A 21,344-nucleotide genomic window follows, 5' to 3' on the forward strand; every position below is an offset into this window, starting at 1 on the left:
ATGCGCGACCTGGTGTACACCGGTTTCATGTCCCTCGACGGTGTCGTGGACTCGCCCGGCGGTGGGCCGGGGGAGGAGCACCGCAGCGGCGGCTGGGTGTTCAAGGACCTGGAGTTCGTCCCGGAGGCATGGTCGCTGAAGGGGGAGGAGCTCGCCGACACGACGGCGCTGATGTTCGGCCGCCGCAGCTACCAGGCCTTCGCCCCGGTCTGGCCCGGCTCGGAGGACCACGCCGGGTACAAGGACCTGCCCAAGTACGTGGTGTCGAGCACCCTGTCCGACGACGCCCTCGTCGACGGGTGGGGGCCGACGACCATCCTGCGCTCGACCGAGGACGTCGCCGCGCTCAAGGAGGGCGAGGGCGGCGCGATCTTCATCCACGGGAGCGCGGAGCTGGCCCGGCGGCTGTCGGACGCGGGCCTGATCGACCAGTACAACCTGCTGGTCTTCCCCGTGCTGCTCGGTGCCGGCAAGGGCGTGTTCGGCCGGGCCGACCGCGACAAGCAGATGCTGGCCCTGCGGGAGTCGGAGCGCTACTCCAACGGGATCCTGAAGCTGGTCTACGAGGTCAGGCGCTGATCCAGGTCGAGGGCGATCGCGCCGCCGGAGCCCTCGCGCAGCTGCCCGGCGGTGCGTCCGACGTAGCAGCGCAGCGCCCGGGCCAGGTGCGGTTCGTCGAAGTAGCCGAACTTGGCGACGACGTCGGCGACCGCTTCGCCGGCCGCCAGCAGCTCCGCCGCCGTGCGGGCCCGCTCGATCTGCCGGACGGCGCCGCGCGTCAACCCGGTCGCGGCGCGGAACCGGCGTTCGACCGTGCGCCCCGAGACGGCCGGGCGGTCGCCCCGCAGCACCTCGGCGACGAGGGGGTCGCGGACCACGGTCCCGGACCGGACGAGACGCTCGACCAGGGCCTCGGCGTCGTCGGGACCGGGCGTCTCCCAGCGCGCGCCGTCCAGCCGGAACGTCCGCCGCGTGGTGTCGGGCAGCTCGACGCCGCCGTCGACCAGTGAGGGCGTGGGCGCGGCCCGCAAGGAGGTTCCCAAGGCGAACTCGATGCCGGTGAAGCTCGCCCCCTCCGGCACCGGCGCCGTGCCGGTCCGCGTCTCGGGACCGGTGACGCTCGCGTACGCCCGGCCGCCACGCTCCCAGAACACCAGGCCCCAGCGCACGCCGGCGACGGACGTCATCGCCGCCACCCGCTCACTCGTGCAGGTCCACACGGTGTCGACCCACGGTGAGTCCGACCCGCGCGTCCCGAAGCGCAGCTCCACGGGCGCAGGATACGCCGCGCCGGGCGCAGGCGCCGAGCGGCTGTGCCGGGGTGTCGCCCCGGCCGGGTTCACGCACCTGGGCCGCCGTCTCCCCGGGGCGGGCGATGGGACGGGGGGCGGCGCAGCGGGTTGGACACGTCGGGCGGGGCCGGTTCCGGGACGGGCGGACGGCCGGGGTCGCGGACGGGGGTGAAGGCGACCGGGAGCGCCTCCAGGCCGGGGGTGGCCAGGCTGAGGCGGTGGCGCAGCCGGTCGGCGGGAAGGGTGGGGTGCAGGTCGGGCAGGGCCTGGAGGAGTGCGGTGAGGGCGTGGGTGGCGATGGTGGCCGCCAGGTGGTGGGCGGGGCAGCGGTGCGCTCCGGCGCCGAAGGCCAGGTGCGCCCGCTGGCCTGCGCGGACGCCGTCGCCGGTGAGTCCGGGGTCGGTGTGGGCGGCGGCGATGCCCACCAGGACGTGGTCGCCGGCGCGGACCAGGGCGCGGCCCATTCGGGTGGTGCGGGTGGCGTAGCGGTCGGCCACCGCCAGCGGCGGATGCCGCCACAGGGCGGCTTCGACCGCGTCGGCCGGGCGCACACCGCCGCCGGCCATCGCCGCGCGCAGTACCGGGTCGTAGACGAGGGCCGCCACCGTGTGGGTGACGAGGTCGCCCAGCAGCGGAGCGTGCGCGGCCAGCATCGCCACCTGGTCGCGCACCTCCGTCTCCCGCAGCGCCGGATCCTCCAGGAGGCGGCCGAGCACACCCCCCGACGGCTCCGCCGTCGCGGGGGCGGCCGGAGCGGGAGCCGCGGCGGGTACCGCCCGCCGCCGCCGGGGTGTGTCCTTCGGGGCGGCCGCGGCGTCACCGTTCAGGCGGCGCTGAGCGGTGACGGCCTCGGCGAAGGCCAGCACGGGATCGGGCGCGCCGGGAGCGGGCCGGGCTTCGGTGAGCCGGTGCAGGGCGTCGGCCTCGGCCGGGGCGAGGCCGAGGATGCGGGCGGTGAGGTGGTGGGCCAGCGGCCGGGCGAACTGGCCGGCGATCTCGGCCTGGCCGGTGGGGGCGAAGCGACTGATGAGCCCCTCGGCGATGAGCCGGGTGGCCTCCCCGAGCCGGGCGGGTCTCAGCGGCTCCAGCGCGTCGGCGAGCCCGCCCCGCAGCCGCTGGTGCTCGGTCCCGTCGGTGCCGGCCGCCTGTCTCAGCCGATCGCCGTCCGCCGCACCGCCACCGGCACCGGAGGGACGTCTCCGGCGCGGATCGGAGGAGAAGCGGTCGGCATCGCGCAGCACGTCCAGCACCGCGTGGTAGTCCAGCACCAGCCACGCCCCCACCCCGCGCGCCACCTGCACCGGGGCGATCGGACCGAACTCCGCCCGCAGCTGCGCGACCAGGGCGTCCATACCGCCCGCGACGGCCAGCGGCGCGCCGTAAACCGGCACCGCCCGCGCCAGGGTCACCACCTCGTCCGAACGCGCCATGGGACACCGCCAATCACCCGACAGGGACAGACCGGAAGAGACAGGAAGAGGTGAGGGGCGGGCAGCCTACCGGTCGCGCGGACGGAGGCGCGCCGGCGGCACCGCCCGGCCCTCACCGGAAGATGACCTTCCCTGGTTCTCTAGAGTCTCCTGCTTCGGGTGGATTTGCAGCCGACTCCCACCGATCCGCCTCCTCATCCGGTGACGGCGGCGGTGTCGGCCCCTGGGCGGCACGTGCAGCCTGGCTGCGCCATTGAGCACCCCGACCGGGGCGAGAGACTGGTGTCCTGGAAGGCGCCGGATCCAGCGCCGTCATGAGCAATAAAACCGTTCATCTAATCTGTTTTTATAGTTTAATGACTGTGTCGGCCGCAGAAGCGGCCGATGGGACTGGCCCGGGACCGCCCGCGACTCCCGGTGACCGAGTGGCGCATCCGTTCGAACGTTCGAGGAGGGCCGATGCCGGCCGCGTTCTCCGCAGAGGAGAAGACCCGCATCACCGAACTGCTGCTGGAATCGGGCCGACGCCTGTTCACCACGCGCGGCCTGCGCAAGACCTCGCTGGACGAGCTCGTCGCCCCGGCGGGAATCGCCAAGAGCAGCTTCTACCAGTTCTTCGACTCCAAGGAGGCGCTGTACCTGGAGCTGATGATGCGGCAGACGGCCCAGGTCAAGCGGCACGTCATCGACGAGGGCCTGCTCGCGGGCGGCGATGTCCGCGACGGTCTGCGCCGCTTCCTGCGCGCCACCGTCACCCAGCTCACCACCGATCCGCTCTACGGGCGGCTGATGACCCACCCCGAGGAGATGGCGGCCGTCACCCGCCGGCTCGACCCCTCGCGGGTCGCCGACGATCCCGACAACCCGCTTCGGGCGCTCACCGAGTTCATCGTCCGCGGGCAGGAACGCGGCGAACTGGTCGCGACGGACCCCGCCGTCATCATCGGCGTGATCCAGGCCGTCGTGCTGACCCCGGTGCACGCCGACCGGCTCAGCGACCCTGAGCGCTTCCCCGCCGTCCTCGACCTGCTGATCGACGTCGTCACAGCGGGTCTCGCACCCCGAAAGGAATGACCGTCCCATGACCGCATCCGACCCGAACAGGGTCCTGATCGTCGGAGCCGGCATCGCCGGTCTGGCCGCCGCCCTGCGCCTGCACCGAGCGGGCCGGCGGCCGGTGGTCGTCGAACGCTCCCCGGCCCGGCGCGGCGGCGGCTACGCCGTCGCGTTCGCCGGCGTCGGCTACGACGCGGCCGAGCGGATGGGCGTGCTGCCGGCCCTGGCCGAACGGCACATCACCCCGGACGAGATGGTCTACCTGAAGCCCAGCGGAGCGGTCTCGTTCACCGTGCCGGGCGAGACGGTGCGGTCCATGGTCGGCGAGCGGTCGCTGAGCCTGCTGCGCGGCGACATCGAGGACGTCCTGTACCAGGCGGTGCGCGACCACGCGGAGTTCCGCTTCGGAACGGTCGTGGAGGAGATCGCCCAGGACGAGCGCGAGGTCCGGGCCCGCCTGAGCGACGGCACGACCGTGACCGCCGAGCTGCTCGTGGGCGCCGACGGACTGCACTCCGCCACCCGGACCCAGGTGTTCGGGCCTGAGGCCGACTTCCGGCGGGACCTGGACCACATGGCCGGTGTGTTCATGCTCGACCGGCTGCCCGAAGGCGTACCGGCGGGCGCGACGGTCTCGCTCACCGACGCCGGCCGCACCCTGGCCATCATCGACCTGGGCCAGGGCCGCGCGGCGGCCTTCTTCGGCTACCGCACCACCGACCCGCAGGGCGAGCTGGCGGCCGGGGCCGCCGCCGCCCTCCCTCGTGCGTTCGCCGACGTCGGGTGGGTCGCGCCCGAGGTGCTGGCCCGGCTCGCGGCGGCCGACTCGGTCTACTTCGACACCATCAGCCAGATGGTCGTGCCGCGCTGGAGCCGCGGCCGGGTCGTGCTGCTCGGCGACGCCGCCTGGTGCGTCACCCTGTTCGCCGGCTACGGCTCCTCCCTCGCCGTGGGCGGCGCCGACCTGCTCGGCACCGCGCTGGAGGAGCACCCCGGCGACATCCCGGCCGCCCTGGCGGCCTGGGAGGAGCGGCTGCGCCCCGAGACGGAGCGCAAGCAGCGGCTCGGCCGCCGGGTCAAGGGACTCTACGCCCCGGTCTCACCCGTCGCCCGCTGGGTGCGCGACCTGCCGCTGCGGATGGCCTCCTATCCCTGGGCCGGCCGTCTGCTCCAGCGGCGCCTCCAGCTCAAGGGCTGACCCGTCGCAGCCGCGGCGCGGACGCTCCGCGACAACGGATCCAAGGGAAGGAGACACCGTGAGACTGCTGGTCCTGGGTGGGACCCACCATGTGGGGCGCGCCGTCGTCGAGACCGCCCTGGAGCGCGGCGACCACGTGACCACCCTCAATCGGGGCCGAAGCCGGCGCCCGGACCCCGGCGTCGAGCCCCTGACCGCCGACAGAGCCGATCCGGCGGCGGTCGAAGCGGCGCTCGGCACCCGCGAATGGGACGCCGCCATCGACACCTGGGCGTGGGCGCCCAGCGCCGTCGCCCACGCCGCGGACCTGCTCGCCGACCGCGTCGGCCACTACGGCTACGTCTCCAGCCGGGGCGTGTACCGCTGGCCCTGGCCGCCCGGCGCCGACGAGCGGGCGCCCCTGGTCGACGGCGACCCCGACAGCGCGGACGGCGCCGACTACGCCGCCGCCAAGCGGGGCGGCGAACTCGCCGCCCTGCGCGCCTTCGGCGACCGCGCGCTGCTGGCGCGGGCCGGGATGATCCTCGGCCCCTACGAGGATGTCGGCCGCATCCCGTGGTGGCTGCGCCGCGTCGAGCGCGGCGGCCGCGTCCTGGCCCCTGGACCGGCCGACGCCCCGCTGCAGTACGTGGACGCCCGCGACCTGGCGGCCTGGATGCTCACCGCGGCCGACCGCGGTCTCGGCGGCGCGTTCAACGCGGCCGGCCCGTCGGGGGCCACGACGGTCGGCGGGCTGCTGGGCACCATGGTCGAGGTCACCGGCGCGGACACCGAACTGCTCTGGGCCGCGCCCGACGCCCTGGAGGAGGCCGGGCTGTCGCTGGGGACCGAACTGGGCCTGCGCTTCCCCGGAGTCCCGGACCCCACCGGCCTGCACGACGCCGACGTGTCGGCGGCCGCCGCCCAGGGCCTGCACTGCCGCCCGGTGGGCGACACCGTCGCCGACACCTGGGCCTGGCTGCGCGCCGAAGGCGACCCCGAGCCCCGACCCGACGCCCCGGACCCGGCCACCTGGAGCGATCCGGCGAAGGAACGAGAGCTGCTGGACCGGCTCACCGGCCGGACACCGGCGGACCGGAGCTGATCGGTTGCACTCGCGGGTGCGTTCCCTGGTCCGCGGCCGCCGCAAGGTCCTCGCTCGGCCTCGCGCAAGCCAGGCGGTGTCTGCGCTTGGGCAGGCCGAAGGTCGGGTGCGCGGCGGCCCACAGCGCCATCCTGAGGATGCCCGACTTGATCCGCGCGGCCTTCCGGCCGCCCGCGTGGTTCGGCTTCGCCCGCCCTTCGTCGTCGACCGGCTGCAGGATCCCGTCCCGCCGCCCGAGGCTGATGTGGTTGTACGTGTAGACCAGCTTGGTGAGCGGGACCTCGCGGCCGGTCAGGCGGCCCACGATCGCCTCGATCGCCTGCCTGCCGGTGCAGCCGGCCGAGGCGCACGACATCGGCAGCGGCCGGCCGTTGTCGCCGATGGCGTGGACGCCGTCGCCGATGGCGTAGACGTTCGGGTGCGAGAGCGACCGCATGGTGCGATCGACCACGATCCGGCCGGTCGCGGTGACCTCCAGCCCGCCGGCGGCGGCGATGGGGGCGACCGCGAACCCGGCCGTCCACACGGTCGCGTCGGACGCCAGGGCGGTGCCGTCGGCGCACAGCACCCGCGTCGCTTCGACGGCTTCGACGCTGGTGTGCTCCAGGACGGTGATGCCCAGCCGGTCACAGGCCCGGCGCAGGTGGCCGCGGGCCCCGGCGGAGAGCCGGGCGGCGAGTTCTCCGCGGGCGACCAGCGCCACCGACAGGCCGGGCCGGGATTCGGCGATCTCGGTGGCGGTCTCGATGCCGGTCAACCCGTCACCGACGACCAGTACGCTCCCGCCTTCGCCACGCCCTTCCAGGCTGTCCAGGCGTTCGCGCAGGCGCAGCGCCGAGGGCCGGGCGGCGACGTCGAAGGCGTGCTCGGCCACGCCGGGGACGCCGTGGTCGGCGACGCGGCTGCCGAGAGCGTAGACAAGCGTGTCGTAGCCGAGTTCGCCGCCGTCGGCGCCGGCCAGGGTGGCGGTCCGGCGTTCGGGGTCGATGGCGGTGACGCGGGCCAGACGCAGCCGTATCCCCGTGCCCGCGAAGACGTCGGCGAGCTTCGGAGCCTCGATCTCCCGGCCGGCCGCCAGCTGGGCCAGCCGCATGCGCTGGACGAAGTGCGGTGCGGCGTTGACCACCGAGATCTCGGTGTCCCGCGGGGAAAGGCGGCGGGCCAGGCTGCCGGCCGCGTAGGCCCCGGCATAGCCGGCGCCGAGGACGACGATGCGGTGCTTCATGTGCTGCTCCTGTCGGTTCGCCTGCTCGCCCGCGTCACCGATCCTGCTGATCGAGCGCGCCGTGCGCCTCCGCCGAAAGGTCCTGCCAGTCGGCCCAGCTCTTGAGCCGGTCGGCGTAGACCTGCTGGAGCATGGGGTAGAAGCCCTGGCCGAACAGCACCCGCAGGGGCGGCTTGTCGGAGTCGACGATCTTGAGGAGTGCCCGGGCCGCGGCGGCCGGGTCGCCGGCGGGCTGCTTGCCCGCGAACGCGGCGATGCGCTGCCGAAGGCCGTCGTAGATGGGGTCGGGCTCGGCCAGGTGGCCGTTGTCGAGGGGATCGGGGTTCCTGCCGGCCCGGGTGGCGAAGCCGCCGGGCTCGATGACGGTCACCTTGATGCCGAAGTCGGCGACCTCGTGGGCGAGGGATTCGTTGAGGGCCTCCAGGGCCCATTTGGAGGCGCTGTAGGCGCCGCTGAGCGGCATCGCCATGAGCCCGGCCGCCGAGGACAGCTGGACGATGTGTCCCGCGCGCTGCTCGCGCAGGTAGGGCAGCGCGGCCTGGATCACCCACACCGCGCCGAACAGGTTGGTCTCCAGCTGGTCGCGCACGTCCTGTTCGGCCAGTTCCTCGACCGCGCCGACCTGGGCGTAGCCGGCATTGTTCACGATGACGTCCAGCCGGCCGAAGTGCTCCCTGGCGCGCTTCACGCGCTCGAAGACGGCGGCCTTGTCGGTCACGTCCAGCTGCAGCGGAAGCACCGCCCCGCCATAGGCCGCGACCAGCCCGTCGAGGCGTGCGGTGGTCCGGGCGGTGGCGGCCACCTTGTCGCCGCGCGAAAGGGCGGCCTCGACGAAATTGCGGCCCAGGCCGCGGGACGAACCGGTGACGAACCAGACCTTGCTCATGATGTCCTTCCTGCCGCCGCGGCGGTCCGCACGCGACGGCCGAGGCGTTCGATCGTGGAGACGTGTGCCGCGCGGATCGTTCGCGCGGCCTCCTGGCGAACACCAGGCGCCATCGGTCCGAGCGCTGTGACGGCACGGCCATGTGACCTAGGCCACCGCACGCGGGTGTCACACCGCGTTGAGGAGCGGCGCCTTGTACGTGAAGCGCGGTTGAGGAGCCAACAGGCGGGAGCCGGCCATGAAAGAGCGCAGCGAGCCGCCGGCGGCCGCAGCCGAGCCGATGGTCGGTGGCGGCCGGACGGACCCGGCGACCGGGGCGTTCGTCGCCCACCGCAAGCTGCTGTTCACCGTCGCCTACGAAATGCTCGGCTCGGCGGCCGACGCCGAGGACGTCCTGCAGGAGACCTGGCTGCGGTGGGTCAAGGTCGACCTGGAGCAGGTCCGGGACCAGCGCGCCTACCTGGTGCGGATCGCCACCCGGCGCTCGCTGGACCGGCTGCGCACCATGAAGCGCCGCAAGGAGGTGTACGTCGGTCCCTGGCTGCCCGAGCCCCTGCTCACCGCGCCGGATGTGGCCGAGGACGTCGAACTCGCCGAGAGTGTGTCGATGGCGCTCATGCTCGTCCTGGAGACGCTCTCACCGACCGAGCGCGCCGTCTTCGTGCTGCGTGAGGTCTTCGACCTCGGTTACGAGGAGATCGCGGCCGCCGTCGGCAAGACCCCGGCAGCCGTACGCCAGATCGCCCATCGGGCCCGCCGGCACGTCGATGCGCGGCGGCCTCGCGAGGCGGTTCCCCAAAGCCAGGTCCGGCTGGCTCTGGAGTCGTTCCAGCGCGCATTGGAAACCAGGGACCTGCAGGGCCTGCTCGACGTGCTCGCCCCTGAGGTCGTTCTGATGAGCGACGGCGGCGGCGTCAAACAGGCCGCACCGCAGCCGATCACCGGCGCCGGGAAGGTGGCCCGCATGATCGTCAGCGGACTCGGCAAGGCCAGGATCGCCCTCACCAGCGAGCTCACCGTGGTCAACGGCAACCCGGCACTCCTCCTGCGCGTGGACGAGGAGATCGACGGCGTCATAGCGGTCCAGGTCGAGGACGCCCGCATCTGCGGCCTCTACTACGTCCGCAACCCGCAGAAGCTGACCCGCATCGCATCCGAGACCGCGCTCACCCTGCGATGACCACCGATGACGAGCCGTGCCCGCGAGCTCCGAGCGGCCTGGACCGGACCGGCCGAGTCGGCGCGGGACGGCTCGCCGACTCCCAAGCCCGTGCCGACGATGCCGGTCACGCCACCTGAGCCCGCCACAAGCACGGCGAACTCCGCACGATTCCTTACCTGGAGGTCCTTCATGGCCAACAGCGCCGCCGGCGATCCGACCGGCCCGAAGCTGCCGATCGAGCGCGGCTGCCCGTTCGCCCCGCCCACCGCCTACGAACGGCTGCGCGAGCAGGCACCCGTCAACAAGGTACGCCTGACCAGCGGCGGCGAAGCCTGGTGGGTGTCCAGGCATGAGGAAGGCCGTGCCGTCCTCGCCGACCCCCGCTTCTCCTCCGACAAGCGCAAGGACGGCTTCCCGCTCTTCACCCTCGATGCGGCGACCCTCCGGCAGCTCCGCAGCCGGCCGCCGTTGATGCTCGGCATGGACGGCGCCGAACACGCCGCGGCCCGCCGCGCGGTGATCGGCGAGTTCACCGTGAAGCGGCTGGCCGCGCTGCGCCCGCGAGTCCAGGAAATCGTCGACCGCTTCATCGACCGCGTGCTCGCCGCCGACCAGCGGCCGGTCGACCTGGTCCAGGCGCTGGCCCTGCCCGTGCCCTCGCTCGTGATCTGCGAACTGCTCGGCGTCCCCTACACCGACCACGACTTCTTCCAGAGCCGCACCACCATGATGGTGAGCCGGACCTCGCCCGAAGACCGCCGGCGAGCCTTCGCCGAACTGCACGCCTACCTCGACGGCCTGGTCACCCGCAAAGAGTCCGCACCCGGCGACGACCTGTTCGGCCGACAGATCGCCCGGCAGGGCCGGCAGGGCACCGTCGACCACGCGGGCCTGGTGAGCCTGGCCTTCCTGCTGCTGACCGCCGGACACGAGACCACGGCGAACATGATCTCGCTCGGCGTGGTCGGGCTGCTCAGCCACCCGCAGGAACTGGCCCTGATCACCGCCGACCCGGACAAGACGCCCATGGCCGTGGAGGAACTGCTGCGCTTCTTCACCATCGCCGACGGAGTCACCTCCCGCCTGGCCACCGAAGACGTGGAGATCGGCGGTGTGGGCATCAGGGCCGGCGAGGGCGTCATCGTCTCGACCCTGTCGGCCAACTGGGACCCGGCGGCGTTCAAGGACCCGGCCGAGCTGGATATCGAGCGCGGCGCCCGCCACCACCTCGCCTTCGGCTTCGGTCCGCACCAGTGCCTCGGCCAGAACCTCGCCCGGATGGAACTGCAGATCGTCTTCGACACACTGTTCCGCCGCATCCCCACCCTGCGGCTCGCCGCCCCGGTCGAGGACCTGCCGTTCAAGAACGACGCCGTCATCTACGGCGTCCATGAACTCCCGGTCACCTGGTGAGCAGGACCACGCGCAGGGCGACGAACCGGCTCAGCGCTCGGCCAGAGCTTCGCGACGGATCCACTGGAACAGGGTGGGGTTGTCGGTGGTGGTGATGACGCTGACGGTGGTACGGAGGTAGCGGTCGTCGTCCAGCAGCGCCAGCATGCTCGCGGCCAAATCCGTGCGGGCGGTGAACCTGCCGTCGGCGCGGCCCTCGACAAGGGTGTAGCCGGTGACCGACGGCAGGTGGTAGAGCCCGCTCGGGCGCACGATCGTCCAGTCCAGCCCGCTGGCGCGGATCAGCCTCTCCATCCGCCGCATGTCGTCGTAGAGCGTCTTGCCCAGCACCCGCGTCACGTACGGCAGCAGCACCCGGTTGAACAGGAACCCGCCATCGGAGTACGGACGCGGATCCACCCCGCTCGAGCTGACGACGGCGAGCCGGCGCACCCGATGCCGCTCCATCGCGGCGACGATGTTGGCCGCACCACGTGAGTAGGTGCTGATCGGTTCCCTGCCGGCGGGCACCCCGAGCGTCGACAGCACCGCATCCCGCTGCGCCACGACGGCATCGACGGCCACGGAATCGAGCACGTCGGCACCCACTGTTTCGAGCCGGTCGTGGTGCAGCGGAAACGATTCCGGCCGCCGGGTGACCGCGGTGACCTGATGTCCGGCGGCGAGAGCATGACCGGTGAGCAGCCGACCGGTGCGCCCATTGGCGCCGAAGACCGTGATGAGCACGATGACCGTCCTTCCTGGAAGCCGGAGACATCGGCGCGGGCGATGGACAACGCGCTGTGCCTTCCCTTGACCGCGACCCCGCCGCGTCCCCGACATGGGCCCGCCGGACGGTGTCGCCGCCGATTGGACTCGCGTCCTCCCCGCCGCGGAGATGCCACGGTTGACGAACACAAGTCGCCGATGACCGGATGCCTGTGACAGCGCGGTCATGTGACACCCGCCACCACTTCCGGGTGTCGCAAAACGGTCCGGGATGCGCCACTCGTGCGTGACCCCGTCGAAGGGCCGACAGAGGAGAGCGGGATCAACGCGCCTTTCTGCGGCGGCGCAGGGCCGTGGCGATCGACAACGAGTGGGACGCGGTGTTCACCGCGCCCATGGGCGGCCTGCGTGATCCCAGCACACCAGCCGCGACCTGCGCCGGGCGCTGGATGCGGCCGCCCCCTGGGCCGGTTCGCAGTCGGCCGCAAGACCGTGACCACCCTCATGGGCGAGGCCGGTCCGAGCGCGCGGACCGGCTCGGGCACGCCAAGGCGTCGATGAGGCAGGACGTCTACTTCAGCCGGAAGAAGGCCGCCACGGGCGCCGCCACCGTGCTGCAGGCCGTGGTCGGCGAGTAGAGGGACGGAGGAACATCGTGTGGGTTATGCGTGGGAACGCCAGCGAGGGCCAAGAACCTTGGCGCTCTGAGCTGGTGGTTTGTGCGCCGCCAGGGACTCGAACCCCGAACCCGCTGATTAAGAGTTCACTGGACGGGGGTCTCGGAGTGCCATTTGGTGACGCTATATGTTGTTTGGCCGGTTCGCCGCCGAGTCGTATGCCGGTAAATGGCATTCGATGACTTCCTGTGTCTGGCTGGTCGATATCCGCCTGGCACGTTTGGAGCACGCCCGATCGCGTCTGCCGGTCTCGGCGGCGATGATTCACATTTGGTTCCTCCATTGTGCGGATCGGGCGAGGTCATGGCCGTAGGTGTCGGTGTGTTTGTGGATGGTGTCGGGGGCGGGGGGTGCGGGCCAGGCTTGGACGAGGCAGTCCTCGACGGGTTCGAATGCGACGCTGTCGGGGCCGGTGTCGCGGCCGCGGGCGTGGATGCGCAGGCGGTAGCTGCCTGGGCCGGTCTGGGTGAGGTCGGGGAGGGGCGGTGGGTCGGTCATCATGGTGTCGATGCGTGCTCGGCCGTGGGGCGCCTCCAGGGTGGTGTCGGCGATCTCGTCCCAGGCGTCGAGGTCGGGCGGGGGAGGAGGGCCGGGCAGCGGTTGCACGGCGAGGTTGACCTGGCCGCTGCTGGCGCCGGTGTAGATGACGACCTGGCCGGGCGCGGTGGCGAACAGGCCGTTGTACGCGGGCTCGGTGTTCCACGGGTCGGTCTGGTCGGCCACCCGGAACTGGTGGTAGTCCACCCGTACGACCCCGTGGACGGCCTCTGCCGGACTGGTCATGCTGCTCGGCCCTCCTTGTGTGTTCCTACTCGTCGATGAAGACGAAGAACGGGTCTCGTTCTATTACTCGTTGGGACTGGTAGAAAGCGAGGAGGAGACCTCCTGCGCTGCTGTTCTGCGCAGCGTTGATCATGCAGGAGCTGCAGCCGCGCGGGCCGGTGATCCCGATGGGGCGCCGGTCGTCGTTGATCTGGCACCAGTCGAACGTACGCGGGCCGGTCTCACCTGGTGTCACCTCACCAGTGGAGGCTCCTTGCCAGGTTGATCGGAACGGGTACTCGTCACAGCTCATCCCGCTTTGCCGAGGGAATCGCGTAGGGCAGGCCACAGAGCCATTGCGGTCCAAGAACTCCTCGGGCTCTCCTCCATCACCAACACCGCCGACACCTACACCAGCGTCCTCCCCCAACTCGCCCACACCACCGCGCAAGAAGCCGCCAACCTCATCCCGCGCACCCAGCCACACCGAATTGCGGCGAAGGAACGGTGACACGCGGACACAGCGTCGTGCCCATCCCGGGCACGCTGCGCACCGCCCGCCTGGAGGGGAACGCCGGCGCCGCACGGCTGACGTCGTCCGAGGACGAGAGCGCGCGCATGGAAGCGCTGTCCGTGGTCGGCGAGCGCGAGTCGGCGCTGGGCGACAACTGGTCCTACGGCATCACCCCGCCGCCGGCGCGCTGACCGCACGGGCCGCGGGAAGGACTGGGCGAAGACCTTCCCGCGGCCGTCAGCGGGACGCCCCGGGAGTTCCGATCCCGTCGAAGACCATCGCGGTCAGCCTGCGTCCCTGCGCGGCACCGTCGTCATGGGGCGCGACGCGCCAGAGGAAGCCCATCAGGAGCAGGACGTCGCCCGGGTCGAGGCCCGGGCGGACGCTTCCCTCGGCGACGCAGGCGTCGAGCAGCTTGGCGACGGCGGCGGTGACCGGGGCGTAGGTCTCGTTGATCGCGTCCTGGATCGCGGCATTGTGCAGTGCCTCGCCGAGGCCGTGCTTGACGCGGATGTAGGCGGCGAGGGTCCCGAACCACTCGACGAAGGCCTCCTTGGCGGGACGTCGCGCCAGCAGGCCGTCCACCGCCGCGACCAGCTTCTCGACGTCGTGCCGGTACACCGCCAGGATCAGCGCCTCCCTAGTCGGGAAGTGGCGGTAGAGCGTGCCCGCTCCGACACCGGCGCGCTTGGCCACCTCGTTCATCGAGGTCGCGGGGTTCTGTGCGAACAGGGCGTGAGCGACCTCCAGGATCGCGGCGCGGTTGTGCGCGGCCGCCTTGCGCTGGGTCCCGTACGTCGTCGCCGTCTCGTCAGGCACGGACAGTCTCCTCCCGTTGACTTCCGGAGAACTCTCCGCTAGTTTCGACCTAGTCGCGGAGAACTCTCCGTAAGTTTCACTCTAGCAGGAGGCACTCTGATGCGTTACGTCAAGCTCGGCACCACCGGCCTGGACGTGTCCCCGATCGCCATCGGCGCGATGACCTACGGCGAGCCCGACCGGGGCCACCCGGTGTGGTCGATGGGCGAGAAGGACGCGCGACCGCTGATCCGCCACGCGGTGGAGGCCGGCATCAACTTCTTCGACACCGCGAACATGTACTCCAACGGCTCGAGCGAGGAGATCCTCGGCCGGGCGCTGGCCGACTTCGCCAACCGTGACGACGTCGTCATCGCGACCAAGCTGCGTCACCCCATGCGCCCTGGCCCCAACGGCAAGGGCCTGTCGCGCAAGGCGATCATGGCGGAGGTCGACCACTCGCTGCGGCGGCTCGGCACCGACTACATCGACCTGTACCAGGTCCACCGCAACGACCCGTCCACCCCGTTGGAGGAGACGCTCGAAGCGCTGAGCGACCTCGTCCAGGCCGGCAAAGTGCGCTACCTGGGTGCCTCCTCGATGCGCGCCTGGGAGATGGCCAAGGCCCTGCACCTGCAGAAGGCCCGCGGCTGGGCCCGCTTCGTGTCGATGCAGGACCACTACAACCTGCTTGCCCGCGAGGAGGAGCGCGAGATGATCCCGCTCTGCCTCGACGAGGGCGTCGGCACCATCGTCTGGTCCCCGCTGGCGCGCGGCCGCCTCGCCCGCGCCTGGGCCGACGCGAAGGCGACCTCGCGTGCCCAGACCGACGGCGCCTTCGCCGACATGCTCTACACCCCCTCCACCGAGGAGTCCGACCGTGCGATCGTCGACGCCGTCGGGCGGGTCGCCGAGGCGCACGGAGTGAAGCGAGCGCAGGTCGCACTCGCCTGGCTGCGGTCCAAGCCGGTGGTCACCGCCCCGCTGGTCGGCGCGAGCACGACACAGCAGATCGACGACGCCGTCGCCTCGCTCGACCTGGAGCTCACCGACGCCGAGCTGCTCGAGCTCGAAGCGCCGTACACGCCCCGCTACGACTTCCAGGGCGTCTCCGACGAGGCCGAGCTCGACGCCATCCGCGCCCGCATCCCCGGCATGGCCCTGAAGGGGTGACCGCCATGACCTCCATCCTCCGCACCGGACCGGCCGCCCGCCTCGGCGCCCTCCTGCTGCTCCTCGGCCCGCTGGCAAGCTGGGCCGCCGAACTCGTCACCGCCGCAGCGTGGACCAACCCCCGCTACGCACCCTTGTACAACTGGGTCAGCCACCTCGGGCTGCCCGAGCGTGAGACCGCGTTCGGTCAGGTCGCGGACTCACCCCTCGCGTGGGTCATGAACACCGGCTGGGTGATCTACGGCGCCGTCCTGATCGTCGGCGTCACCCTCCTCCTCGACCAGCGCCAGGGCTGGCGCCCTGTCGTCCTGACGCTGCTCGCGGTGCTCTCGGGCGTCGGGGTGTCGCTCGTCGGCATCGTGCACGGCTCGAACGAGAACGTCGCCAACGGGCTCGCGGTGTTCCACTTCCTCGGCGCGCAGACCGTCATCGTCAGCGGCAACGTCTTCGCGCTCCTCGCGGGCCTGTCCGCCCGGCGCCTGGGCCTCGACCGCGCCCGGGGCAGGACCCTTGCGGCCCTCGGCGTCCTCGGTCTGATCGGCTTCGCCCTGTTCATGGTCGACGTCCGCGCCGGCATCGAATGGAACATCGGGCTGTTCGAACGCTGGGCGATCTACCCGATCATGGTCGGGCACGCCCTGCTCGGCATCAGCATGCTGACCCGCCAACCAGCGCAGCCGTCTGACAAGCCGGAAGCCGGTGCGGTTCCCTCGCGCTGAACCAATGCCGGCGGCCCGCTCCCAGCAGCACCGAATCCGGACCACCGACACGGCCGGCATGGGGCAGCGCCGGACAGAGCGACTGCACCCAAATCGCCCACCCCGACCAGCACACCGCCGTCGCCGTTCGCTGCTGAGGGCCCGATGAACGTCGATGACGAACTGATCAACTCAGGAACCGGCGACTGGTGCGTGCCGCAGTACGGCACGGCGTCTAGGCTTTCGCTTCTTCGGGTTCTTGCGCGCGGTCAGTGTGATGGGTGGCGGGACCAGCAGCGCGAGCGTCGCTCCCCCTGACCTGCCGCTTCGACCGAATCCCGACGGTAGAGCACGTTTAGAGCACGTCCGGACACGGGAAAACCCCAGCGTCAACGTAGAAAATTCCCGTTGACCTGGGGTTTTGGGGGTGCGCCGCCGGGGACTCGAACCCCGAACCCGCTGATTAAGAGTTCCCTTGATGGGTGTCTCGGAATGCCATTTGGTGTCGCCGAGCGTTGTTTGGTCTGGTCGTCGCCGATTCGTATGCCGGTTGATGGTGTTCGATGACTTCCTGTGTCGGGCTGGTCGATATCCGCCGAGCACGTTCGGAGCACGCCTGATCGCGTCTGTTGGTTTCAGCGGCGGTGATTCATGTTCGATTCCTCGACCGCTTCTGGACCGACGTGCTCACCCGCCAGGTCGCCAACTGGCAGCGCGACGCCCACCCCGGAAGTCGACGCGTGATGCACGGACCACGACCGGGGCCCGCTCCCTGTGAATCACCCGCAGATCGCGTCCCAATGGGAAGAACTTGATGAAAAGACCGTTTTGGTCCATTCGGGTCGTCACTTAATGCCGGCTGGCCGCTGTCGGCCGCTATCCGGGCCGAGTCGAGCCAACGACCTACCATGGTCCCATGACGTTGGACGCGCCTTTCCGGGTGTCCGACCCCCCAGGCGGTCGGGGGTGACCAGACGCCATCGGAACCAGCCGGGGCGTGAAGTGTCAGTGGAATCCGACAGCGGCGCCGACCCGAAGGCGCGCGAGGGCGGTGCGCCCCTGGGAAGGCTGTTGTGGGAATGGCGGGAACGCGCTCTCCTCACCCAGGAGCAGCTGGCGGAGCGAGCCGGTCTGAACGTCCGCACCGTCCGCAGACTGGAGACTGACCAGGGGGTGCGTACGCAGAACGCGACGCTTCGGGGGTTGGTCACCGCACTGGGCTTGAGCCCCGCCGAACAGGAGGTGCTCCGGGCGGCGGCCCGTGGCGCACCGCCCGCCGACGGGGACGGCGAGTCGACCGCTCCCCGGCCGGCCGCCTCGGTGCCACGGCAGCTGCCCGCGGCACCGCCCGTGTTCACCGGTCGGGCGGTGGAGTTGACCGATCTGGAGGGAAGGCGGGACCCGAACGCGGTGGTGGTCATCACCATCGCCGGTATGGCGGGGGTCGGGAAGACCGCTCTCGCCGTCCACGCCGCCCACCGGATGGCGCCCGACTACCCGGACGGACAGCTCTTCCTTGACCTGCACGGTCACACCGAAGGCGTCCGGTCGGTCGAGCCGTCCGACGCCCTGGACCGCCTCCTGCGCGCTCTCGGTGTCGCCGGTGGCAGGATCCCGCCGGACCTGGACGACCGCGCCGCTCTCTACCGCAGTGAACTCGCCGGCCGGAGGATGCTGGTCCTCTTGGAGAACGCCGGCAGCGAACGCCAAGTGCTGCCGCTGTTGCCGGGCTCGCCCGGCTGCATGGTGCTAATCACCGGTCGCCGCCGCCTAGCCGGTCTGGACCAGACCCACACCCTCCTGCTGGACGTGCTCCCGCCCCGCGACGCCGTGGAGCTGTTCCGGCGCAGCGTCGGCGAGCGGCGGCTGCTGGACGAACCGGCCGAGCTGCTGGACAGGGTGGTCGAGGCGTGTGGCCTGCTGCCCCTCGCCATCCGGATCGCCGCGGCACGGCTGGGGGCGCACCCGTCGTGGCGAGTGCGCGACCTGGTCGAGCGTCTCCGCGACCATCAGCGCCTGGCGGAGCTGGAGGCCGGGCACCGCACGGTCCTCGCCGCCCTCGACCTGTCCTACCACCAGCTGACCCCGGACCTGCAAAGGGTGTACCACCTGTGTGGCCTGCACCCGGGGGCCGATTTCGACACGGCTGCGATCGCCGCCCTCACCCACACCCGGCCACCGGAGGCAGCCCGGTTGGCAGACCGCCTGATCGACGACCACCTGCTCCAGGAGCCGGCTCCGCGCCGATTCCGGTTCCACGACCTGGTCCGTACGCACGCCATGGCCACGGCCGCGCGCGAGATGGACGAGGCCGACCGCCGAGCGGCGCTCACCCGGCTGTTCGACCAGTACTGCCACACCGCGTCGGTGGCGATGCACCTCGCCTACCCCTACGAGTACGAGCGGCGCCCGGCGGTCCCACCCCCTGTGCTGTCCGACCCGCACGCCCCAGGGGACCCGGTCCAGGCCGCCGGCTGGCTGGACGCTGAACTGGCCAACCTGCTCGCCGTCGCCCACCACGCCGCTGACCACGACAGCGCGCCCCACCTCCTGCACCTGTCCAGCACCCTGGACCGCCACCTGCGTACCCGTGGCCGGTACGTCGACGCCGAGCGGCTGCACAGCCGCTCCCTGGACGCCGCACGCGGTGCGGGTGACCGGCGGGGCGAGGTGGCCGCGCTGACCAAGCGCGGTCCCATCCGACGACTCCTCGGCAGGTACGAGCAGGCCATGGCCGACTTCACCCAGGCGGTCACCGTCGCCCGGGAGATCGGGGACCGCTCCGGGGAGATGGAGGCGTTGACCGGCGCCGGGCATGTCCTCAACAGCACGAGCCGCTACGGACAGGCCGCCGAGAGGTTCGGCGAGGCCCTGGAGATCGCCCGTGGCGTCGGCGACAAGGACGGCGAACTGGAGGCGCTCACCGGCCTGGGCTGGTCACGCTTCGGGCAGGGCCGGGACGCCACCGAGCAGTTCGAACACGGCCTCGAGATCGCCCGGGCCCGCCGGCACCGCATCACCGAACTGCACGCGCTCCGCGGCCTCGGCCACGCGTACCGCCGTCAGGGCCGGCTGGAGGAGGCCGCCCGCTGCTACCGGCGGGCACTCGGGATCGCCCACGAGATCGGCAACCCCCATGGGCAGCTCAGCGCCCTGGTCGCTCTCGGCCACGTCCACCGACTACGGGCCCGCCCCCAGGAGGCCGCCGACAACTACCGGCGGGTCTTCGCCCTCGCCCGGGAGATCGACGACCGCAACTACCAGTACGAGGCCCTGCAGGGCCTGGGCCGCGTCCGGTGCTCCACGGGCGACCCCGGCCACGCGCTGGACCTGCACCGACGGGCACTCGACCTGGTGAGCGAACTCGGCCAACTCGTCGACCAGGCGCGCGCCCACGACGGCCTCGCCCATGCCCACCACGCCCTGCACCAGGACGCCCAGGCCCGTCGGCACTGGCGACAGGCCCTGGACATCCTCGTGCACCTCGGTGTCGACCACACCGAGGACGAGGAGGCCGGCGCCGAGGCCATCCGCGCCCGGCTCGGCGACCGCGTCCAGGACTAGACGCACGGCCGGCCGCGGCTCCGCTGCGTTCTCCGCGACCGCAGCGGAGCCGCGGCCCCTCACCGGTCCGGGAGCCCCGCCGGAGACGACTCCCGCACCCGCGCCGCCCCGGAGAGCGTCAGTGCGTGATGCACGGCAGGCCGTGCGACGAGTAGCGGCCCCCGCCCAGGTGACGCCACAGTTCCCCGCACAGCCGCTCCCCACGGCTCAGGCTGTAGATCTCGGTACCGCGGAGGTCCACGCCGTGCTCGTAGTTGATACCGGCCGCGTAGGACCTCGCCGGAGTGTTGTGATCGTAGTTCGGGGCGTTGGCCAACCACAGGTGCACGTGGTAGGTCCCGGCGGAGGGAGGAGTGATCGTCACCTCGACGTTGTAGGCGGGGTCCTGGAAGTAGTTGGTCGCCAGGCACAGGTTGAGGCTGCAGCCGGACGCGGCCGACGCCGGCGCGGTGGGAGCGAGCACGAACAGGAAGGACAGCAGGGCGAGGACACTGAGCAGCCTCACTCTGATGTTCCCGTGGCGTTCCGTTAGTGACATGGACATCTCCTCTTGGGGTGTCACACCCGACTTTCCGGGTGCACAGAGGAGATTCTCGACACGGACGTCAGCGCGAACCAGGCAACCGACCGGACATCCACCGGACAGCTCGCCCACGTCAGCGAAGGACAACGAAGGGGCTGTGACGCTGCAGGGGGTGTCGGGACCCGTCGATGGACGTCGGTCGGCGCAGTGCTCCTCCTGCGCTGCGGCGGACGTTCCCTGAATCGGACCGGCCTCAAGATTCAGGTTCCGCCCAAGTCATCGGCTTCCACACCAAGATCACCACTTGCATCGCCGCCGACGCCGGCACCGTCTGGAACCGCTACGTCCCCAGCGTTCACACTGTGGTCAATGCAGCTCACACCGACCACCCGATCAACGGCCCTACCAGACCTGGCGCTCTGAAGGAATTGCGGCGATTGCAGCGTGCACGCTGATATGCCGCTTACGAGTTGCTGAGCCCGGTGAAGCTCATTAAAAGCATGTCGCGATGGCCGGTGGGACCGTCGGGGCCTAGGACTACGGGCGTGACGTCGTGCAGGATGCGGGAGTCGTCGGCGTATAGGCTGTCGAGCCGGCCGGTGAAAGTGCGAAATTTCAGCAGTGCGCCCTCGATGTCGTAGATCTTGGTGCACCCGCCTGTCACGTTTTCCCGCCCGATGTGGTGCAGAGCGATGTAGTCGAAGCCGTCACGGTGCTTTCCCTCGGGGGATGGTCGACCAGGTACACCCGGGCGGGCTGTGATTCGGATCAGGTGGACGTCGATCTCCCATGCGGCTGGCATTGCATGGGTGCAGGCACTGAAGATGCTGGCGTTGCGCAGGATCAGGGCCTGCAGGAATGGATTGCGTGCTTGCCCGTCCAGAAGCGGGGCGAATCGGCGCACGATCCCCCCGGTGAGAGGATTCACGGTGGGGTGCTGGAAATAGCCCGCGTCCTGCACCCACTGAAGTCTCCCGCTGTCGGGGTTCAGTATGAACCGGGCGTGTCGCCTCAGCCGATACGAGGCATTCCCGGGTAGGTAGTCGTCCGGCGGCAGGTCCCGCCATGTCTGGCTGAACGCGTCCAGCGCGAGCATGCACGCTTGGTCCGGGCGGAAGGCAGGACCATCCACGAGCAGGAAGCCGTAGGCGGCGATGCCTCTGGCAACGTCGGTCACCAGT

20 protein-coding genes and 1 pseudogene are annotated in these 21,344 nt (G+C 71.3%); 12 read left to right on the plus strand and 9 right to left on the minus strand.

The genetic code is table 11. From position 1 onward, the window contains the following. On the plus strand, window positions 1–579 hold the full coding sequence (locus CLV72_RS05530; RefSeq protein WP_106240233.1) for a dihydrofolate reductase family protein: 579 nt from the start codon (window positions 1–3) through the stop codon (window positions 577–579). Here the strand turns inward: CLV72_RS05530 and CLV72_RS05535 are convergent. Both CLV72_RS05535 and CLV72_RS05540 read right to left on the minus strand, forming a co-directional pair. Continuing rightward, window positions 561–1,271: a helix-turn-helix domain-containing protein gene (locus tag CLV72_RS05535; protein WP_106240237.1), complete on the minus strand. Its 711-nt coding sequence runs from the start codon at window positions 1,269–1,271 to the stop codon at window positions 561–563. The genes CLV72_RS05530 and CLV72_RS05535 overlap by 19 nt on opposite strands. 68 nt (window positions 1,272–1,339) lie before the next feature. Then, window positions 1,340–2,722, minus strand: a complete 1,383-nt coding sequence (locus tag CLV72_RS05540; RefSeq protein WP_106240241.1) for a cytochrome P450 family protein — start codon at window positions 2,720–2,722, stop codon at window positions 1,340–1,342. A gap of 459 nt (window positions 2,723–3,181) precedes the next feature. On the opposite strand from CLV72_RS05540, the gene CLV72_RS05545 reads away from it, so the two are divergent. Genes CLV72_RS05545 through CLV72_RS05555 form a run of 3 tightly spaced genes read left to right on the plus strand, consistent with a single transcriptional unit; the run spans window position 3,182 to window position 6,060 of the window. Then, complete coding sequence (locus tag CLV72_RS05545) at window positions 3,182–3,796, plus strand: TetR/AcrR family transcriptional regulator (RefSeq protein ID WP_106240244.1); 615 nt, start codon at window positions 3,182–3,184, stop codon at window positions 3,794–3,796. A gap of 7 nt (window positions 3,797–3,803) precedes the next feature. Beyond that, window positions 3,804–4,976: an FAD-dependent oxidoreductase gene (locus tag CLV72_RS05550; protein WP_106240247.1), complete on the plus strand. Its 1,173-nt coding sequence runs from the start codon at window positions 3,804–3,806 to the stop codon at window positions 4,974–4,976. 58 nt (window positions 4,977–5,034) lie between these two features. Next, window positions 5,035–6,060, plus strand: a complete 1,026-nt coding sequence (locus tag CLV72_RS05555; protein ID WP_106240249.1) for an NAD-dependent epimerase/dehydratase family protein — start codon at window positions 5,035–5,037, stop codon at window positions 6,058–6,060. On the opposite strand, the gene CLV72_RS05560 is transcribed toward CLV72_RS05555, so the two are convergent. Further along, complete coding sequence (locus tag CLV72_RS05560) at window positions 6,029–7,285, minus strand: NAD(P)/FAD-dependent oxidoreductase (RefSeq protein ID WP_106240252.1); 1,257 nt, start codon at window positions 7,283–7,285, stop codon at window positions 6,029–6,031. The two genes, CLV72_RS05555 and CLV72_RS05560, sit on opposite strands and share 32 nt — an antisense overlap. Before the next feature lie 34 nt (window positions 7,286–7,319). Further along, complete coding sequence (locus CLV72_RS05565; protein ID WP_106240255.1) at window positions 7,320–8,171, minus strand: SDR family NAD(P)-dependent oxidoreductase; 852 nt, start codon at window positions 8,169–8,171, stop codon at window positions 7,320–7,322. Window positions 8,172–8,409: 238 nt separating this feature from the next. Here CLV72_RS05565 and CLV72_RS05570 point away from each other — a divergent pair, with 238 nt between their 5' ends. Both CLV72_RS05570 and CLV72_RS05575 read left to right on the plus strand, forming a co-directional pair. Further along, window positions 8,410–9,351 carry an RNA polymerase sigma-70 factor gene (locus CLV72_RS05570; RefSeq protein WP_170140880.1) on the plus strand — a complete coding sequence of 314 codons (942 nt, stop codon included), beginning with the start codon at window positions 8,410–8,412 and terminating at the stop codon, window positions 9,349–9,351. Between the two features lie 171 nt (window positions 9,352–9,522). After that, window positions 9,523–10,746, plus strand: a complete 1,224-nt coding sequence (locus CLV72_RS05575; protein ID WP_106240257.1) for a cytochrome P450 — start codon at window positions 9,523–9,525, stop codon at window positions 10,744–10,746. Between the two features lie 30 nt (window positions 10,747–10,776). Here the strand turns inward: CLV72_RS05575 and CLV72_RS05580 are convergent, their stop codons facing one another. After that, window positions 10,777–11,472, minus strand: coding sequence for an NAD(P)-dependent oxidoreductase (locus CLV72_RS05580; RefSeq protein WP_106240260.1), 696 nt, complete (start codon window positions 11,470–11,472; stop codon window positions 10,777–10,779). Window positions 11,473–11,807: 335 nt separating this feature from the next. Here CLV72_RS05580 and CLV72_RS31670 point away from each other — a divergent pair, with 335 nt between their 5' ends. Next, window positions 11,808–12,092, plus strand: coding sequence for a hypothetical protein (locus tag CLV72_RS31670; RefSeq protein ID WP_146159344.1), 285 nt, complete (start codon window positions 11,808–11,810; stop codon window positions 12,090–12,092). A 303-nt stretch (window positions 12,093–12,395) separates the two neighbouring features. Here CLV72_RS31670 and CLV72_RS05585 read toward each other — a convergent pair whose 3' ends face one another. Continuing rightward, window positions 12,396–12,914, minus strand: a complete 519-nt coding sequence (locus CLV72_RS05585) for a hypothetical protein (protein ID WP_106240262.1) — start codon at window positions 12,912–12,914, stop codon at window positions 12,396–12,398. A gap of 486 nt (window positions 12,915–13,400) precedes the next feature. On the opposite strand from CLV72_RS05585, the gene CLV72_RS31675 reads away from it, so the two are divergent. Next, window positions 13,401–13,598, plus strand: coding sequence for a hypothetical protein (locus tag CLV72_RS31675; RefSeq protein WP_146159345.1), 198 nt, complete (start codon window positions 13,401–13,403; stop codon window positions 13,596–13,598). A gap of 46 nt (window positions 13,599–13,644) precedes the next feature. Here CLV72_RS31675 and CLV72_RS05595 read toward each other — a convergent pair whose 3' ends face one another. Next, window positions 13,645–14,226 carry a TetR/AcrR family transcriptional regulator gene (locus CLV72_RS05595; protein ID WP_106240269.1) on the minus strand — a complete coding sequence of 194 codons (582 nt, stop codon included), beginning with the start codon at window positions 14,224–14,226 and terminating at the stop codon, window positions 13,645–13,647. A gap of 99 nt (window positions 14,227–14,325) precedes the next feature. On the opposite strand from CLV72_RS05595, the gene CLV72_RS05600 reads away from it, so the two are divergent. The 4 genes and pseudogenes from CLV72_RS05600 (at window position 14,326) to CLV72_RS05610 (ending at window position 19,640) form a co-directional block, all read left to right on the plus strand. Continuing rightward, window positions 14,326–15,378 (plus strand): aldo/keto reductase, encoded by a 1,053-nt coding sequence (locus tag CLV72_RS05600; RefSeq protein WP_106240273.1) that lies wholly within the window; start codon window positions 14,326–14,328, stop codon window positions 15,376–15,378. 5 nt (window positions 15,379–15,383) lie between these two features. Next, window positions 15,384–16,097, plus strand: a complete 714-nt coding sequence (locus CLV72_RS05605; RefSeq protein ID WP_106241447.1) for a DUF998 domain-containing protein — start codon at window positions 15,384–15,386, stop codon at window positions 16,095–16,097. A gap of 831 nt (window positions 16,098–16,928) precedes the next feature. Then, a pseudogene (locus CLV72_RS33865) lies at window positions 16,929–17,306 on the plus strand (helix-turn-helix domain-containing protein); the annotation flags it as partial. A 138-nt stretch (window positions 17,307–17,444) separates the two neighbouring features. Further along, on the plus strand, window positions 17,445–19,640 hold the full coding sequence (locus tag CLV72_RS05610) for an ATP-binding protein (protein ID WP_245929874.1): 2,196 nt from the start codon (window positions 17,445–17,447) through the stop codon (window positions 19,638–19,640). Between the two features lie 118 nt (window positions 19,641–19,758). Here the strand turns inward: CLV72_RS05610 and CLV72_RS05615 are convergent, their stop codons facing one another. Both CLV72_RS05615 and CLV72_RS05620 read right to left on the minus strand, forming a co-directional pair. Further along, the gene (locus CLV72_RS05615; protein WP_146159346.1) at window positions 19,759–20,178 is read right to left on the minus strand and encodes a carbohydrate-binding protein; all 420 of its coding nucleotides are present in this window, start codon (window positions 20,176–20,178) and stop codon (window positions 19,759–19,761) included. A gap of 448 nt (window positions 20,179–20,626) precedes the next feature. After that, complete coding sequence (locus CLV72_RS05620; RefSeq protein ID WP_170140882.1) at window positions 20,627–21,340, minus strand: 2OG-Fe dioxygenase family protein; 714 nt, start codon at window positions 21,338–21,340, stop codon at window positions 20,627–20,629. Between the last annotated feature and the right edge of the window lie 4 nt (window positions 21,341–21,344).

The sequence above is a fragment of the Allonocardiopsis opalescens genome, from assembly GCF_003002095.1.
In the GTDB taxonomy this organism is placed as follows: Bacteria; Actinomycetota; Actinomycetes; order Streptosporangiales; family Streptosporangiaceae; genus Allonocardiopsis; species Allonocardiopsis opalescens.

What these genes read in the sequence shown, in the direction of transcription:
- CLV72_RS05530 (WP_106240233.1), top strand. Translation starts at nt 1, where the DNA reads ATGCGCGACCTGGTGTACACCGGTTTCATGTCCCTCGACGGTGTCGTG.
- CLV72_RS05540 (WP_106240241.1), bottom strand. Translation starts at nt 2,722, where the DNA reads ATGGCGCGTTCGGACGAGGTGGTGACCCTGGCGCGGGCGGTGCCGGTT.
- CLV72_RS05545 (WP_106240244.1), top strand. Translation starts at nt 3,182, where the DNA reads ATGCCGGCCGCGTTCTCCGCAGAGGAGAAGACCCGCATCACCGAACTG.
- CLV72_RS05550 (WP_106240247.1), top strand. Translation starts at nt 3,804, where the DNA reads ATGACCGCATCCGACCCGAACAGGGTCCTGATCGTCGGAGCCGGCATC.
- CLV72_RS05560 (WP_106240252.1), bottom strand. Translation starts at nt 7,285, where the DNA reads ATGAAGCACCGCATCGTCGTCCTCGGCGCCGGCTATGCCGGGGCCTAC.
- CLV72_RS05565 (WP_106240255.1), bottom strand. Translation starts at nt 8,171, where the DNA reads ATGAGCAAGGTCTGGTTCGTCACCGGTTCGTCCCGCGGCCTGGGCCGC.
- CLV72_RS05570 (WP_170140880.1), top strand. Translation starts at nt 8,410, where the DNA reads ATGAAAGAGCGCAGCGAGCCGCCGGCGGCCGCAGCCGAGCCGATGGTC.
- CLV72_RS05575 (WP_106240257.1), top strand. Translation starts at nt 9,523, where the DNA reads ATGGCCAACAGCGCCGCCGGCGATCCGACCGGCCCGAAGCTGCCGATC.
- CLV72_RS05585 (WP_106240262.1), bottom strand. Translation starts at nt 12,914, where the DNA reads ATGACCAGTCCGGCAGAGGCCGTCCACGGGGTCGTACGGGTGGACTAC.
- CLV72_RS05600 (WP_106240273.1), top strand. Translation starts at nt 14,326, where the DNA reads ATGCGTTACGTCAAGCTCGGCACCACCGGCCTGGACGTGTCCCCGATC.
- CLV72_RS05605 (WP_106241447.1), top strand. Translation starts at nt 15,384, where the DNA reads ATGACCTCCATCCTCCGCACCGGACCGGCCGCCCGCCTCGGCGCCCTC.
- CLV72_RS05615 (WP_146159346.1), bottom strand. Translation starts at nt 20,178, where the DNA reads ATGTCACTAACGGAACGCCACGGGAACATCAGAGTGAGGCTGCTCAGT.